Origin of the sequence: Macrococcus epidermidis, from assembly GCF_024205965.1 — a bacterium.
In the GTDB taxonomy this organism is placed as follows: domain Bacteria; phylum Bacillota; class Bacilli; order Staphylococcales; family Staphylococcaceae; genus Macrococcoides; species Macrococcoides epidermidis.
In genome coordinates this window covers 1,694,952-1,709,724 of sequence record NZ_CP073819.1, presented here as the reverse complement: position 1 = coordinate 1,709,724, position 14,773 = coordinate 1,694,952, and the positions used below count along the sequence as shown (strand labels likewise).

Below are 14,773 nucleotides of genomic sequence, written 5' to 3'. Positions count from 1 at the left end.
TTTGAGGAGGTAAACGATGAAGACACTTTTTGCAGCAGACGATGTCATGACGTTATGGGCGATCATTGTAATATTCAGCAGTCTAAGTATTTATCTTGAATTAAAATATAAATGGGCAGCCAAAGTTTCAGGGGCTATTATTGCCTTAATCTTTGCACTGTTACTTTCAAACTTTAAAGTGATTCCTACAGAGTCCGTTGTCTATGATCAAGTATGGGGTTTTATTATTCCGCTAGCTTTACCGTTATTATTATTTCAAATTGATATTAAAGCAATATGGAAAGAAAGCGGTCGCTTACTCGGTATATTTTTATTAAGTTCGGTGGGGACAGTAGCCGGGACTTTAGTAGCATTCTTTTTACTAAAAGAACATATCCCTTATCTCGATAAATTAAGTGCGATGATGAGTGCAAGCTATATTGGGGGTGGTGTGAATTTTGCAGCCATGACTTTAAAGTTTGATCCACCTAAAGATGTAATATCAGCTGCAGTAGTTGCAGATAACTTAATGACAGCGATATTTATTTTAACTTTAATGGCGATACCTACAATGCAATTCTTTAGAAAGAAATTTAATACACCGCACATTGATGAAGTAGAAGGAACACATATTGCAGGGCAGGATGATTATTTCAGTCGTAAAGAAATCTCTCTGCTCGATATTGCGTTAAATTTCGGTGCAGCATTTTTTATTGTAGCTGTATCATTTAAACTGTCAGCATTTATGACTGATATTTTGCCGAAAGCGGATGGCAATATTTTATATGAAATGTTTACAGGTCTTGTAACAGATAAATATTTAATCTTAACGACGTTTACATTTGTATTGCTATTACTATTCCCTAAATTCTTTAAACAGTTAAATGGTAGTAGTGAATTTGGAACATTTCTTATATATCTTTTCTTCTTCGTATTAGGAATTCCAGCTTCAATACCTTTAATAATGCAGACAGCACCATTGCTATTATTGTTTGTGTTTATTATTGCAATGTTAAATCTTGTCATAAGTTTAGTTGCCGGTAAATTAATTGGCGCAGACTTAGAGGAAATATTACTTGCTAGTAATGCCAATATAGGAGGGCCGACAACTGCAGCAGCATTAGCTATTGCTAAAGGGTGGCATAAATTGATCGGACCGATTCTTGTTGTAGGTACACTCGGATATATTATCGGAAACTATGTCGGCACAGCGATTGGTGTATTTTTAGGACAGTATATGTAATAATATCCTATAATGACATAAAATATAAGTTTACGGTGGAATAGGAGATGTATTGATGGATCAGCAACTAGAACTACTTAAACAAATGACAGAATGTAATGCACCGGCGGGATTTGAATTGCCGATGACACAATTAATGCAGCAATTATTTGAAACGATTAACGTTGAAACGGTACGTGATAACACTGGCAGTATATTTGGTGTCCGTAAAGCGAATAGTGAACACGCTATCATGTTATTAGGCCATCTTGATGAGATTGGCTTTATGGTTACTGACATCACTGAACGAGGCTTTATAAAGTTTACAAGTCTCGGATACTGGTCACCGATAGTGATGACAAGTCAGAAAGTAACGATACATACGAAAGATAGGGATATAAGAGGGGTAATCGGAGGGAAGCCGCCACACGTGTTAAGTGTTGAAGAGAGAAATAAAGTAAATCTAGAAAATATGTTTATAGATATCGGGACGGCATCACTTGATGAAACAATAGCAGCAGGGATTAAAGTTGGAGATTGTATAACACCATATACTGAGTTTGAAGTGATGGAAAATCCAAATTATCTGTTAGCAAAAGCATTTGATAATCGCTTTGGATGTGCACTTGCATATGAAGTTGTTAAAAATGTTACTTCACCAAAGATTAATCTATATTCCGGAGCCGTAACACAGGAAGAAACATTGTCTCGAGGTGCAAAGACAGCTGCTAACTTAGTAAAGCCAAGTCTCGCGATTGCAATGGATGTATGTTTCTGTTCATTAACGCCTGGTATGGAGGATGCAGGTAATGCGAAGTTGGGTGACGGACCAGTTATTATATTAGCCGATGCATGGAATATCGCGCATGTTGCATTGAAACAATATATTATTGATGTCGCAAAAGCACACCATATTGCAATACAGTTCGATCACTTAACGGGTGGCTACACAGATGCAGGACACGTCGCACAAAGTAACACAGGTGTGCCAGCAGTAACAATCGCTGTACCAACACGTTATATTCATAGTAATGTATCTATGATGAACCGAGAAGATTATACCAGTGCAGTGAAATTGATGACAGCTGTTGTTGAAGGACTGGATGATGCATTAGTGGATAAGATTATAGGGCAAACATACTAATACTGTATAAATTTGGTTGTTTATGATAAGATGATAAAAAACAACTAAGGTGGTAATTATGAAAGCATTTACTAAAGGTCTAATAGTAATTATCATGCTGTCATTAATAATGATAGTGTCTTTAGTAGCAACTGAAAGATATTTTAATCAGCAGGAAATTGATATATTGGTTGAAGGTGCAGAATCACGCAACCTTGATTATGAGTTAATCATTACAAACGAGCTCACAAAAGCTTATAAATTTGAAGCGAAATCATCATAATACCCACTGAGAAGTGGGTATTTTTTTGGAGGAGAGAATGAGATTAAAGAAGTTAAGAGGAAAGAAAAGGTTATTTAACCGGATAGCGCAAAGTACTATCGATGATGAGCAATTAAAGTTATTGAACTATATGAATATTTATATCCCTCAGTTTGTATATGTATTTGATATGTATCATAATGATAAAGTACTTTATTCTTTTTATAAGACAATGATAATTAAAGCACAGAAAGATTTCTCGGAATATAAGAACGTATTATATATTAATGAGACGTATCCAATGAATTCACAATTAATAATACAGGTTGAGGATTATTATAAGGTTGATGGAAAAGAAGAAGCTGTAGATAAAAAAAGATACATCCTCGCCTTGGAAAAAAACTTTAATATAAAATTTATTGGTTACAAAATAGAAGATGAAATCATTTTAATAGCCAGAATATAAGAGAGGCGTTGAGAATGAGGACGGACTTTAATAATTGGCAGCTACTTAGTATAGAATCTTTAAAGCAAATAATGCATGATGCAGACTTTGATTGGTATTTGGCTGGAGGGATTGCACTGGATGAGTTTCTAGGAAGAAAAACGAGAAATCATGAAGATATTGATATATTGGTGAACTTTAAATATTTAGAACGGATTTTAGATTTTTTTAATAATTATAAAGTTTATACAGCGAGAAATGGATCTTTAAGTTTATCTTTATTTAATGAAGTTCATTCTACTGACAGTTTGTGGATTGCAAAAGATGATGAAGAATCATTTATTATTCAAATTTTATTTTTTGAAGAAGAAGCGGGACATTGGATCTATAAAAGAAACGCTGCTGTTAGGAAAAAAATTGAAGATATATATTTTGTTAAGAATGATATGAAAATAATACAACCTGAAATTCAATTGTTGTATAAAATGAATAGCAGTAATGTTAGAGAAAAAGATTTAGATGATTATCATAATATATATCCAGTGCTTGAGGAAAGGCAGAAAGCGTGGTTGGATCAATATGTAAAATTAAAAAGTGACTATCTTTTATAATAAGATAGTTGACTTTTTTTATTTTCTAGACTATCTTATATTATAAGATAGCTATCTGAAGCAAGGAGGTTTCAAATGTCTGTACATAATCAAATGATGAAAGGATTATTAGATGGAGCAATTCTTGGTTTGATTTCTCAAGGTGAAACATATGGATATGAGATATTAGAAAAATTAAAAGAAAAAGAATTTCCTGAAATTAGTGATGGTAGTATTTATCCGGTATTACTTAGATTAGATAAAAAAGGGTATGTCAGTACGCGAATGATTAAATCTGATACCGGTGGTCCAAAGAGAAAATATTATTCAATTACAAAAGAGGGTTTGGATGAATTAAAAGTGTTTAAGGAAAAGTGGGATTTATTGAATACAGGCATAAATAATTTGATGAGGAGTGTTGATGATGTTAAGTAATGAAGCAGAACATTTTTTATTACAATTAAGATTAGAGTTGGCATCGAAAGGTAAGAAAGACGAAGATATTGATGCGATTGAAGAAGAATTACGTGATCATTTGTACGAAGCAGAATCACGTGGTGAAAGTGTAGAAAGCGTAACAGGAGGATCAGTAAAGGAATATATTAAATCTATCTCGAATGAATTACCATTTGACAAAGGGATATTTAGTTTTATATTTTTGATGCTAATCTCTATATTAGCTTTATTAGCGATACCTCGATTAATATCCGGAGATTTAGATTTAAGTCTGAATAGATTGATATTTTATGCAATTATTATATTTATATTAGCACCATTAGAATTATGGATTTTAAAATCAATTTTAGTGAGACATGGTGACTCTAAAACTACTTATATTTATGGTTTTATATTGTTTATTTTAATAATTGCTGTTATGACAATAGGTGAGCTATTATTGTCAAAGTTTCCAAGTAAGTCTTTGGCAAGTATTGATGAAAAATATAGTTTGATAATTGGACTGATTCTTTCTTTGATCTTTATTGTCGTTTGTATAGTATTAAAAAGTTGGTTTTTTATTGCAGTATTAGTTTATATCATTATGCCAGAATTAATTCCTAAATTTTTCACAAGTGGAAATCCGAAGAATGAAGATTATATTAATGCTTCACTCATAACATATACTGTTATGAATATACTATTTGGAACAATAGCATTTATTTATTTTAAAAGAGATATGAAAAAAGATAAGGTGAAACGATGATTTCTATAATAACTGATTTAATAGATTTTATTGGTAATTTGTGCGCAGCGCTTGTGTCTAATGATGATAAAAGAAAAAAATAATCAAGAATAATTTATTAATGATAGGGAAGTGATTTCATGAAGGGATTTCTCCTGAATGAAGGTGGATTTGTTACATATCCTTTTGAAGTATTTAAACACATTGAAGAATATGTGAAGTCTCTCAAATGGAAGATATATCCCCATGAGCATAATGGGGATTTTAACTATAATACTGTACCGTTTGATGATCCAGATAATCAATTTATAGATGGAGAAACGTTATATTTAATGTTGGAACAATATTCAGATGTGCAGTGGATATGGGGTGTATTATCAGGATTTCCTAATGAAGTTTCCTGGGAAGAAATTATTGAGGATTCAAAGGATTATGATATCACTGATGAACAACCTTATTATAATAGCGGATTTAAGCATATAGAGAATAAATCAGTATTTGAATTAATAGCGATGGATAGTTCAAGAACGATAATATTAATAGATGATGAGAAAGTTCAAGATGAATTGCTAGAACATTTTCCGAATTCTGAAGAATGATAAAAATGATTAAAAATGATGTTTCAGATGAAAGGGTAGTTAAATGAGCAAAGTATATTTTATTAGACACTCCATTCGAGATATTTCGTATAAACATGATGAAAGTGCACCATTGACTGAAGATGGTGTAAGGCTTGCTCAAGGTTTAATTGAGATTTTTAAAGATAAAGAAATTGCAGGGATTTTTTCTAGCCCTTATAAACGTGCATTGGATACAGTTACGGCGATTGCTGAAAATAAAGGTTTGAAGATAGAGATTTTAGATAATTTTTATGAGCGTACGGTTGGTGATTGGATCGATAATTTCTCGGAATTTGCAGAACGTCAGTGGAAGGATTTTGATTATAAACTTGAGAATGGTGAATCATTGAATGATGTTAAGCAAAGAATTGTGCCGGCGTTTGAAGATCTGATTATAGGGAGCGAGGGTGACTTAATTATTTGTGGTCATGGTACTTCTTTTTCAGTATTGTTTAATCATCTGACTGATGGGGCGTTTGGTTATAATGATTTCTGTGAAATGAACATGCCAGATGTATTTGAATATGAAATTGGCGGAAATGTAGTGGTTAAATATTTATGATTTGTTGTAATAAATTTGAAAATGTTGCGCATACTGTATGAGTTGAGTGCAATATTTGTAAGTAGTTTACAATTTCTGCACACTCTGAATGTGAAATGTGCAGTAGTTGTAATTTATTTCAAATTCTTGCGCACTCTTGTTGGACTCTGCGCAATATTTGTAAATAAAAGTAATCAGATGCACACTATTTATACAAAGTGGGCACATGCAGCCATATTATGGTATCCACAATCAAAGAAACCCCCGTCTCCTCATATTTATGAGTAAACGGGGGTTAAATATTATGCTTTTTTATTTGCTTCTGCAAATGCTTTAGAGATGTCGATTAATTTTTTCGGTGCATCTTGAACTGCCATATGGATTTCAACGAAATGTAAGTGATCTTTATCCGCTTTAATTTTATCCATTACAGCTTTCAATTCGTTCGAAGTTTTCGCGTCGTGTACAACAACTTCATCTTTTGCACCAAATGTTTCTGGTAACTGTTTATAGTTCCACATTTTAATATCATTATATGGTTCTTCCATACCGTGAATGAGTCTTTCTACAGTATAACCATCGTTATTGATAACGAAGATGATCGGTTTAATGCCTGTGCGAATCATTGTTGATAATGCTTGAACTGTTAATTGTAAAGACCCATCTCCAATCAGTAATAGGTTACGACGGTTTACATCGGCATGTTGGCTTCCTAGTAATGCCGGGAATGTATAACCGATTGATCCCCATAATGGTTGTCCGATATATTGATTGCCTTTATAAAGTGATAAATCATATGCGCCAAAGAATGATGTCCCTTGTTCGGCAAGTAAGATATCATCTTTTTCTAAGAAGGCATTAACTAATTTAAAATAGTTTTCCTGAACTAACGGTTCATCATTTAATACATAATCCATCTCAGAGCGTTTAAATTTAGGATAGTCGGCACTATTCTTATAGTCTAATGTCAATAATCCATCTACTAAATCGATGATTGAAACGTCATCACTTACAACACTGCCAGCTTTAAAGTCATTTTGATTCATGAAGATAACGTCGTTAACGTCAAATTCATAGCTGAATCCAGCAGTCGCTGAGTCAGTTAATTTTGCTCCTAAATTAATAATACAATCTGAGTTATTTACATAGTTACGTACATTTTCCTCAGCAATTTTTCCGTCAAAGATACCTAAATATTTATTATTTTCTTCATTAAAGGCTGATTTACCGAGTGATAATTGAGCTACCGGAATATTTGTTAAGTCTGCAAGTTGTTCAAGTTTATCGTGTAGATCAAATGAATTAATTTCATGACCTACAATGAATACAGGTTGTTTTGCTTTTGATAATCTTTCTTTAACTGCTTCAATATACTGTGATACGTCTTTTGCTGCGTGCTGATACGCAACAGGAGCATCTGTTACTTCAATTTCTGTTAATGCAACATCTATCGGTAAATGAATATGAACAGGACGACGTTCACGAATAGCTGCATTGATTACGCGTGGTATTTCTGTTTGCGCATTTTCAACTGTCAAAGTTGTTGTTGCACAAGTAATGTGTTCATACATTTTAGAATAAGCATCAAACACACCTTCACCTAATGAATGATGAACGTATCGCCCTTCTTGCTGAGCGATACTTGATGGTCCGCCAGCAATCTTTATAACAGGTACGCGTTCGGCATAACTTCCGGCAATACCATTGACCGCACTTAATTCACCTACACCAAAAGTTGTACTCACTGCAGCTAATCCTTTAACACGTGCATAACCATCTGCTGCATACGCTGCGTTTAATTCATTCGTGTTACCAATCCATTCAATGTTGTCATGTCGTACAACATCATCTAAAAAGGCTAATGTAAAGTCACCGGGCACACCAAACATTTTATCTACGCCGTTTACTGCTAATGTATCTAATAATAGTTGACCGATTCTTTGTTTCATCAATATTCTCTCCTTATATTAATTATTCTTTCTTTAATATAATATGTGAAAAATAATAAGTCAACACTATTGACCTATTAATTGAAATAAGTGCAATAGTGGGTATAATAAAGATAAGTATATTAAAGGAGAATACAATGACGCCGGATCGTGACAATGAACATTTACTATTTTATTTTGCCTATAAGACGTATATCACCACAGCTGACGAGATTATAGAACAATATGGCATGCAGCGACAACATCACCGTTTTCTATTTTTCATTTGTATGAAACCGGGGATTACACAAAAAGAATTACTTCAAGTGCTTGAAATTTCTAAGCAAGGTTCACACAATACATTAAAAGTATTAAAAGAAAAAGCGCTCATTAAAGAAAAAACAGCAACCAATGATAAGCGACTGAAAGAATTACATCCCACGCCGTCAGGCTATGCTTTAATTGAGAAGTTAAATCAAGCACAAAGGGATTTGATGGATGAAATGTTTTCTGAACATGGTTATGACTGGTATAAAGTCATGGAAGGTTTATCACAAAAAAGAGAAGGATTTAGTATCATTATGCATGAAAAAGAGTCATAATAAGATAAGAATAATAAGCGAGGTAACGTATGGAACTTATAGAATCAGTAAACAATCTTAAAATTAAACAGATTGCAAAACTACATGCAAGAAAAGAGCGTAAGAAAACAGGTCAATTTTTACTTGAAGGATTTCATTTAGTAGAAGAAGCAGCAAAAAGTAATATTGATATTGAAATGATCTTGACTGTAAATCCTGATAAGTTGACTGAAGTGATGGTTGAGAACAGTAAACAGCAATACGAAATAACATTTAAGATTGCAGAGAAATTATCTCAAACTGAAGCACCTCAAGGTATTTATGCAGTTTGTAATATGCCATCAATCGACGACGTTACATTGAACCGCGCAGTTTATCTGGATCGCATACAGGATCCCGGCAATGTCGGCACAATTATTCGTACCGCAGATGCTGCAGGTATAGATGCTGTAATTATAGCGAAAGGCACAGTCGATATTTATAACGATAAAGTGTTACGTGCCTCACAAGGCAGTGTCTTTCATATTCCGGTCATAGAGATGGATTTTGAAGAGGCAAGACAAAAAGTGGATGGTAAAGTTATGGGAACAAGTCTTGAAAATTCAGTAGACTATCATCAAGTTGAAAAAACGGATTCATTTTTATTAGTCCTTGGTAATGAAGGACAAGGTGTAGATCAGGCGATACTTGATCAAACGGACATAAATCTTTATGTACCGATACACGGTAAAGCTGAAAGTTTAAATGTGGCAGTATGTGCAGGTATATTAATGTATCACTTGATTTAACAACATAAAATAGAGAGAAGTGTGGGCATGGCGTATTTTCATTTTTTAGCTGCATGGAGTAATCAGGATATAGTGCAAATTAAAAAAATTATTTCGCATGATATTAAAGCAACTTTTATCAATAATGAATGTGAAGAAATTGTAATGGATTATGATGGATTAATTGATTTATTACAACAACGGTTTGAATCCGATCAAGAGTGGGATTTTGAAGTCATCTATAATGCGCAGAAAAGTGAAAGTAGTATTGTAGTGGTTGAGATTACACGCGAAAATAATCGTTATGAATTGATTGAAGACAAAGCATTATGCACTTTATTCTTTAGAAAAGGTGCTCAATTTAATAATTTAGTAAGACTCGATATGGTGATGGGGATTAAGCATACGATATAACTCTTCTGTTTGAAGGGTTATTTTTTTGTATATTTTTTTGGAACTGTAACAAAATGGATGAAATAAATTGTAATAAAATGTTATTATTGGTATAAGGAGTTGGTGTGAATGAAGGAAGAGATACAATTCTTTTTTGAGAATTTCTTTAGAACCGATATCAGAATAGGTATCACACGATATAAGCGACAACGCTGGGTTGCATTTCTAATTGTTGCACCATTAATTATTTTAGGATTATGGTATATGTGGGATGATTTTGGCTATTCAGATGCTTATTTTGAGATGTCGGAAAAAGAACGACTTGACTATGATTTGAAAGATAATACAAAATTTGCAGTAACATTTTTTGTGTTAATGTTGTTGTCACATGGTATTAACCTGCCGAATGAAATACATCGTGCCAATATGTTAAATAAGAATTGGCGTATTCGATTATTGATATTAGCAGCATTCTTTATCATTTATATCGTATTAGGAATTTATTTTTATCTTCGACAACAACCAGGTAATTTGCAAGCAATATTTTTTGTTTTAGTTATTTCTAATTTCGTTTTTGGTGCAAATCCATATGCAACGAATGAAGAAGAAAAGCTAGGTGAATCAAAATGATAGAAGCTATTACTTTTTATTATAAAACCATGTTTGATACTAAATTGAGTATTGATTTGAAGCGATATAAGCAACAGAGTTGGATTTCATTTGTATTTTTAATTGCATCAGCTTTGTTTCTATTTTATTTTTTTAAAGATCAGACTGATATTTATACTGATGCATATTACGAATTGTCAAAAGCGCAACAGAATACATTAGCAATAAATGATAAATTGCCATTTGCAATTGGAACTGCTGTTATATTAATACTATTCAAACTAACTGAATTACCTAATGAAATACATCGTTCGAACCATACACAATTGAATTGGAAAATTCATTTTTCATTAATGATGATTATATTTTTAGTTTATTTTGCATTAATCTTGTGGCAAATATATATTAATAACCCTACATACATTCAAACAACATGGGGAGTATTGTTGTTGACTAATTTCTGTTTTAGCAAAAATAATAGCCTGACAGAAGAAGAAAAATTAATTAGAGGAGATTAAAAAATGATAGAAACATCAGTGGGGATAGAATGGGGTACCTTATTATTTACTTTAGTTTCATTTCTAATGTTGATAGGTATTACTTCAATTCTCATATATTTTTCTCGACGTTATAAAAAGATTAATAAACTTGAACGACGAATACAAGATTTAGAAAAGCGTGATAAACGCAATGATTTATAGGTTGAATATAATTTTTTTATTGATTATAATAAATGTTAATGAAATAAAGAACCGATAAAAAGACGTAATATGTGGACGTGTTCAGAGAGCTATCGTTTGGTGAGAGATAGTCATTGATACATATTTTTTCATCTTTTTGGTTGCTTAATAAGAAGTTAAGCCGGTGGACACCGTTATCATCAACAAGTGTGCACATTTGTGCAAATTTGGGTGGTACCGCGGAATTCTTTTCGTCCCTTATTCAGGGATGGGGAGGATTTTTTTGTTTCTAAAAATTTAAGGAGGCATCACGATGGAGTTAAAAGATAAATTACAAGCATTGAAAGAAGAAGCTGTTCAAAAAGTACAATCGATTTCTGAGAAAAAAGAATTACAGGATATTAAAGTATCTTATTTAGGTAAAAAAGGTGTCATCACTGGTTTAATGAAAGAAATGAAGTCGTTACCGAATGAAGAGAAACCAAAGTTTGGTCAACTGGTAAACGATGCGCGTCAAACGGTTGAAAAAGCGATTGCTGAAGTTGAAGAAAAAATCCAACGTGAATTAATTAACCGTAAATTAGCAAGTGAAACAGTAGATATCACGTTACCAGGTAAAGAACTTACGAGTGGTGCGAGTCATCCATTAAATCGTATTGTCGAGGATATTGAAGATTTATTTGTCGGTTTAGGATATGAAGTTGTTGAAGGTTATGAAGTAGAAAGTGATTATTATAACTTTGAAGCTTTAAACTTACCGAAGTCTCATCCGGCGCGTGATATGCAGGATAGTTTCTATATTTCTGAAGAAGTATTAATGCGTACACACACGTCTCCTGTTCAAGCACGTACGTTAGAGTCACGTAAAGGCGAAGGGCCTGTAAAGATTATTTGTCCAGGTAAAGTATACCGTCGTGATTCAGATGATGCTACACATTCACATCAATTTACACAAATCGAAGGTTTAGTTGTTGATGAGAATATTAAAATGAGTGATTTAAAAGGAACATTGGAATACTTTGCGAAAAAAATGTTCGGTGAAGATCGTGAAATTCGTCTGCGTCCAAGTTTCTTCCCATTTACAGAACCTTCTGTTGAAGTCGATATTTCTTGCTTCAAATGTAAAGGTAAAGGGTGTAACGTTTGTAAAGGTACCGGCTGGATTGAAATTTTAGGTGCAGGTATGGTGCATCCTAACGTTTTAGAGATGGCAGGATTTGATTCTAAGAAATACTCTGGTTTCGCATTTGGAATGGGTCCTGATCGTATCGCGATGTTGAAATATGGTATTGAAGATATTCGTCATTTCTATACAAATGATTTACGATTTGTAACACAGTTTTTACGTGCTGAAGATGGAGGTAATGTTGATGTTAGTAAGTAAAGAATGGTTAAGTGATTACGTTAAAGTTGATTTACCGGTAGAAGAGCTTGCTGAGAAGATCACGCGAAGCGGTATTGAGATAGAAGAAATTATTGACTATAAAAAAGATATAAAAAATTTAGTTGTCGGTTATGTCGAGTCAAAAGAAAAACATCCGGATGCTGACAAATTAAATGTTTGCCAGGTTAATGTTGGTGAGGAAACATTACAAATCGTATGTGGTGCACCTAACGTTGATGCAGGGCAGCATGTCATCGTTTGTTTACCGGGTGGACGTTTACCAGGTGGTATTAAAATTAAAAAAGCAAAATTACGTGGTGTTGAATCAAATGGTATGATTTGTTCACTAGGTGAATTAGGTATTGCTTCAAACCTTGTTCCAGAGAAATATTCTGAAGGTATCTATGTATTTACAGGCGATGTTAAGCCAGGTCAGGATGCCTTGGAAGCATTGGATTTAAATGACGAGGTGATGGAATTAGGTCTTACACCAAACCGTAGCGACTGTATGTCTATGATTGGTACAGCATTTGAAACAAGTGCATTATATGAAGAAGATTTATCATTCCCGATTTCTGAAATTAAAGAAATTGCAGCGGCAGCAAGTGATTACATTTCTATTCATATTGATGACGTGCAGGCAAGTCCATATTACGCAGCACGTATTGTCAAAAATGTAAAAATAGGACCATCTCCGGAATACATTCAAAGTCGTTTAATTAAAGCTGGCGTTCGTCCGATTAATAATGTCGTGGATGTATCAAACTATTTGATGCTTGAATTTGGTCAACCTTTACATATGTTTGATTACGACGAGATTGGCTCTAAAGAAATTTTAGTGCGTTATGCTAATGATGGCGAAGTGATGACGACATTAGATGATCAGGAACGTAAATTATTATCATCAGATATCGTAATTACGAACGGTGAAAAACCAGTAGCATTAGCAGGTGTTATGGGTGGAGATTTCTCAGAAGTTACTGATAATACAGTGAACGTGTTAATCGAATCAGCGATGTTTGCACCACTTAATATTCGTAAAACTGCTGGTCGCTTAAACTTACGTTCAGAATCTTCAAGCCGCTTTGAAAAAGGTGTAGCAGCTGAATTTGTAGAAGATGCGTTAAACCGTGCAGCTTATCTCTTACAGGAAAATGCGCAAGGTGAAGTTTTAAGCGGTATCGTATCATCTGGCACATTACCTGCATTAACGACAAATGTTGAAATTACGACGGAAGATATTAATCGTTTAATCGGATTCGAAATATCAAACACTGAAATTAAGAATATTTTTGAGCGTCTCGGATTTGAATCTAAAGTGGATGGTGATGCATTTAGTGTCGTTGTACCAAGTCGTCGCGGTGATATCAAAATTAAAGAAGATCTTGTTGAAGAAGTTGCTCGTATTTATGGATATGATGCGTTACCTGCAACGTTACCTGTTACGAAAACGAATAAACAAGTTGGACTTACAGATTATCAAGCGAAACGTCGTGCTGTAAAATCTTTATTACAAGGACTAGGCTTAAACCAGGCAATTACGTATGCATTAGTTTCAAAGGAAAAAGCACAACAGTTTGCATTGAAACAAGCAGATACTGTTAAGTTACTTATGCCGATGAGTGCTGATCATGCTGAATTACGTCAGTCATTAATTCCACATTTAGTTGATGTTATCGTTTATAATAATGCCCGTCAAATGAAGAATGTGGCATTTTATGAAGTTGGAAACACGTTCTTTAAAGTTGAAGGTTCTGAATTACCTTCAGAAGAGGAACATGTTGCAGGTATTATCACTGGAGAGGTAACACCGAGTTATCATCAAGGTAAAAAAGAAACCGTTGATTTCTTCCATGTAAAAGGAATTGTTGAAGCAATCAGCGAACGTCTAGGTATTAAGTTTGAATATCGTCGTTCTGAAGAGGAATTATTACATCCAGGACGTAGTGCGGATATATTTGTCGGTGATAAAAAGGTCGGTATAATCGGACAGTTACATCCTTCATTTGAATCAGAAAACGACTTAAATGAAACGTATATTTTTGAACTTGACCTAAAAGCTTTATTAAATGATGCTCAAGGGCAGATTATCTATAACATGATTCCAAAGTTCCCGGGCACAAGTAGAGATATTGCATTAGAAGTTGAGCGCTCATTAGACACTGGGGAATTAATTAAAGTGATTGAAGCAACAGATAGTAAGTTATTACAATCAGCAAAAGTATTCGATGTTTATGAAGGAGAACATATTGCGTTAGATAAGAAATCTGTGGCAATACGTTTAGAATTCTTAAACCCAGAACAAACATTAACAGATGAAGATATTAAACCAATTTACGATAAAGTGTTAGAAAACTTAACTGCAACTGGTGCGAAGTTAAGAGGATAATATTTGTTAAGAGGTCATCATTTTTGATGGCCTCTTTTTTGTTGTGTTTTTTGAGAGGGATGTTGTATATTTGTTTTGTG

18 protein-coding genes and 1 other annotated feature are annotated in these 14,773 nt (G+C 33.5%); of the genes, 17 read left to right on the top strand and 1 reads right to left on the bottom strand.

The window, feature by feature from the left end; all coding sequences use genetic code 11:
• The first annotated feature begins 16 nt into the window (after window positions 1–16).
• The 9 genes from KFV12_RS09055 to KFV12_RS09015 all read left to right on the top strand — a co-directional run bounded on the left by KFV12_RS09055 (window position 17) and on the right by KFV12_RS09015 (window position 5,983).
• Window positions 17–1,222, top strand: coding sequence for a DUF819 family protein (locus KFV12_RS09055; protein WP_254256609.1), 1,206 nt, complete (start codon window positions 17–19; stop codon window positions 1,220–1,222).
• 55 nt (window positions 1,223–1,277) lie between these two features.
• Window positions 1,278–2,345, top strand: a complete 1,068-nt coding sequence (locus KFV12_RS09050; protein ID WP_239242507.1) for a M42 family metallopeptidase — start codon at window positions 1,278–1,280, stop codon at window positions 2,343–2,345.
• Window positions 2,346–2,403: 58 nt separating this feature from the next.
• Complete coding sequence (locus tag KFV12_RS09045) at window positions 2,404–2,607, top strand: hypothetical protein (RefSeq protein WP_111715384.1); 204 nt, start codon at window positions 2,404–2,406, stop codon at window positions 2,605–2,607.
• Window positions 2,608–2,644: 37 nt separating this feature from the next.
• Window positions 2,645–3,052: a hypothetical protein gene (locus tag KFV12_RS09040; RefSeq protein ID WP_254256608.1), complete on the top strand. Its 408-nt coding sequence runs from the start codon at window positions 2,645–2,647 to the stop codon at window positions 3,050–3,052.
• Between the two features lie 14 nt (window positions 3,053–3,066).
• Window positions 3,067–3,642: a nucleotidyltransferase domain-containing protein gene (locus tag KFV12_RS09035; protein ID WP_254256607.1), complete on the top strand. Its 576-nt coding sequence runs from the start codon at window positions 3,067–3,069 to the stop codon at window positions 3,640–3,642.
• A 75-nt stretch (window positions 3,643–3,717) separates the two neighbouring features.
• A complete protein-coding gene (locus KFV12_RS09030) occupies window positions 3,718–4,056 on the top strand; it encodes a PadR family transcriptional regulator (RefSeq protein ID WP_111715380.1) in 339 nt (112 codons plus the stop codon).
• A complete protein-coding gene (locus KFV12_RS09025; RefSeq protein ID WP_111715378.1) occupies window positions 4,046–4,822 on the top strand; it encodes a hypothetical protein in 777 nt (258 codons plus the stop codon). The genes KFV12_RS09030 and KFV12_RS09025 overlap by 11 nt, the downstream gene beginning before the upstream one ends.
• Window positions 4,823–4,941: 119 nt before the next feature.
• On the top strand, window positions 4,942–5,400 hold the full coding sequence (locus KFV12_RS09020; protein WP_254256606.1) for a hypothetical protein: 459 nt from the start codon (window positions 4,942–4,944) through the stop codon (window positions 5,398–5,400).
• Between the two features lie 43 nt (window positions 5,401–5,443).
• On the top strand, window positions 5,444–5,983 hold the full coding sequence (locus KFV12_RS09015; RefSeq protein WP_254256605.1) for a histidine phosphatase family protein: 540 nt from the start codon (window positions 5,444–5,446) through the stop codon (window positions 5,981–5,983).
• Between the two features lie 281 nt (window positions 5,984–6,264).
• Here KFV12_RS09015 and KFV12_RS09010 read toward each other — a convergent pair whose 3' ends face one another.
• Complete coding sequence (locus KFV12_RS09010) at window positions 6,265–7,911, bottom strand: alpha-keto acid decarboxylase family protein (RefSeq protein WP_254256604.1); 1,647 nt, start codon at window positions 7,909–7,911, stop codon at window positions 6,265–6,267.
• A 137-nt stretch (window positions 7,912–8,048) separates the two neighbouring features.
• On the opposite strand from KFV12_RS09010, the gene KFV12_RS09005 reads away from it, so the two are divergent.
• The 8 genes from KFV12_RS09005 (at window position 8,049) to pheT (ending at window position 14,693) form a co-directional block, all read left to right on the top strand.
• The gene (locus tag KFV12_RS09005) at window positions 8,049–8,492 is read left to right on the top strand and encodes a MarR family winged helix-turn-helix transcriptional regulator (protein ID WP_111715372.1); all 444 of its coding nucleotides are present in this window, start codon (window positions 8,049–8,051) and stop codon (window positions 8,490–8,492) included.
• A 29-nt stretch (window positions 8,493–8,521) separates the two neighbouring features.
• Entirely contained in the window at window positions 8,522–9,259 is a 738-nt protein-coding gene (locus KFV12_RS09000) for a TrmH family RNA methyltransferase (RefSeq protein WP_111715370.1), read from the top strand.
• Between the two features lie 27 nt (window positions 9,260–9,286).
• Window positions 9,287–9,652 carry a hypothetical protein gene (locus KFV12_RS08995; RefSeq protein ID WP_254256603.1) on the top strand — a complete coding sequence of 122 codons (366 nt, stop codon included), beginning with the start codon at window positions 9,287–9,289 and terminating at the stop codon, window positions 9,650–9,652.
• A gap of 108 nt (window positions 9,653–9,760) precedes the next feature.
• Window positions 9,761–10,261, top strand: coding sequence for a hypothetical protein (locus KFV12_RS08990; protein ID WP_254256602.1), 501 nt, complete (start codon window positions 9,761–9,763; stop codon window positions 10,259–10,261).
• Complete coding sequence (locus KFV12_RS08985; protein ID WP_254256601.1) at window positions 10,258–10,758, top strand: hypothetical protein; 501 nt, start codon at window positions 10,258–10,260, stop codon at window positions 10,756–10,758. Before KFV12_RS08990 ends, KFV12_RS08985 begins: the two co-directional genes overlap by 4 nt.
• A 3-nt stretch (window positions 10,759–10,761) precedes the next feature.
• On the top strand, window positions 10,762–10,941 hold the full coding sequence (locus KFV12_RS08980) for a hypothetical protein (RefSeq protein ID WP_254256600.1): 180 nt from the start codon (window positions 10,762–10,764) through the stop codon (window positions 10,939–10,941).
• Between the two features lie 45 nt (window positions 10,942–10,986).
• Window positions 10,987–11,182, top strand: a binding site (T-box leader).
• Between the two features lie 51 nt (window positions 11,183–11,233).
• Window positions 11,234–12,304: a phenylalanine--tRNA ligase subunit alpha gene (gene pheS, locus KFV12_RS08975; protein WP_111715362.1), complete on the top strand. Its 1,071-nt coding sequence runs from the start codon at window positions 11,234–11,236 to the stop codon at window positions 12,302–12,304.
• Window positions 12,291–14,693, top strand: coding sequence for a phenylalanine--tRNA ligase subunit beta (pheT, locus tag KFV12_RS08970; RefSeq protein WP_254256599.1), 2,403 nt, complete (start codon window positions 12,291–12,293; stop codon window positions 14,691–14,693). Before pheS ends, pheT begins: the two co-directional genes overlap by 14 nt.
• Window positions 14,694–14,773: the final 80 nt, after the last annotated feature.

Coding starts and splice junctions, on each gene's coding strand:
- KFV12_RS09000 (WP_111715370.1), top strand. CDS start 8,522: ATGGAACTTATAGAATCAGTAAACAATCTTAAAATTAAACAGATTGCA.
- KFV12_RS09030 (WP_111715380.1), top strand. CDS start 3,718: ATGTCTGTACATAATCAAATGATGAAAGGATTATTAGATGGAGCAATT.
- KFV12_RS08980 (WP_254256600.1), top strand. CDS start 10,762: ATGATAGAAACATCAGTGGGGATAGAATGGGGTACCTTATTATTTACT.
- KFV12_RS09010 (WP_254256604.1), bottom strand. CDS start 7,911: ATGAAACAAAGAATCGGTCAACTATTATTAGATACATTAGCAGTAAAC.
- KFV12_RS08985 (WP_254256601.1), top strand. CDS start 10,258: ATGATAGAAGCTATTACTTTTTATTATAAAACCATGTTTGATACTAAA.
- KFV12_RS09005 (WP_111715372.1), top strand. CDS start 8,049: ATGACGCCGGATCGTGACAATGAACATTTACTATTTTATTTTGCCTAT.
- KFV12_RS08995 (WP_254256603.1), top strand. CDS start 9,287: ATGGCGTATTTTCATTTTTTAGCTGCATGGAGTAATCAGGATATAGTG.
- pheT (WP_254256599.1), top strand. CDS start 12,291: ATGTTAGTAAGTAAAGAATGGTTAAGTGATTACGTTAAAGTTGATTTA.
- KFV12_RS09040 (WP_254256608.1), top strand. CDS start 2,645: ATGAGATTAAAGAAGTTAAGAGGAAAGAAAAGGTTATTTAACCGGATA.
- KFV12_RS09045 (WP_111715384.1), top strand. CDS start 2,404: ATGAAAGCATTTACTAAAGGTCTAATAGTAATTATCATGCTGTCATTA.
- KFV12_RS09050 (WP_239242507.1), top strand. CDS start 1,278: ATGGATCAGCAACTAGAACTACTTAAACAAATGACAGAATGTAATGCA.
- KFV12_RS09055 (WP_254256609.1), top strand. CDS start 17: ATGAAGACACTTTTTGCAGCAGACGATGTCATGACGTTATGGGCGATC.
- KFV12_RS09025 (WP_111715378.1), top strand. CDS start 4,046: ATGTTAAGTAATGAAGCAGAACATTTTTTATTACAATTAAGATTAGAG.
- KFV12_RS09020 (WP_254256606.1), top strand. CDS start 4,942: ATGAAGGGATTTCTCCTGAATGAAGGTGGATTTGTTACATATCCTTTT.
- KFV12_RS08990 (WP_254256602.1), top strand. CDS start 9,761: ATGAAGGAAGAGATACAATTCTTTTTTGAGAATTTCTTTAGAACCGAT.
- pheS (WP_111715362.1), top strand. CDS start 11,234: ATGGAGTTAAAAGATAAATTACAAGCATTGAAAGAAGAAGCTGTTCAA.
- KFV12_RS09035 (WP_254256607.1), top strand. CDS start 3,067: ATGAGGACGGACTTTAATAATTGGCAGCTACTTAGTATAGAATCTTTA.
- KFV12_RS09015 (WP_254256605.1), top strand. CDS start 5,444: ATGAGCAAAGTATATTTTATTAGACACTCCATTCGAGATATTTCGTAT.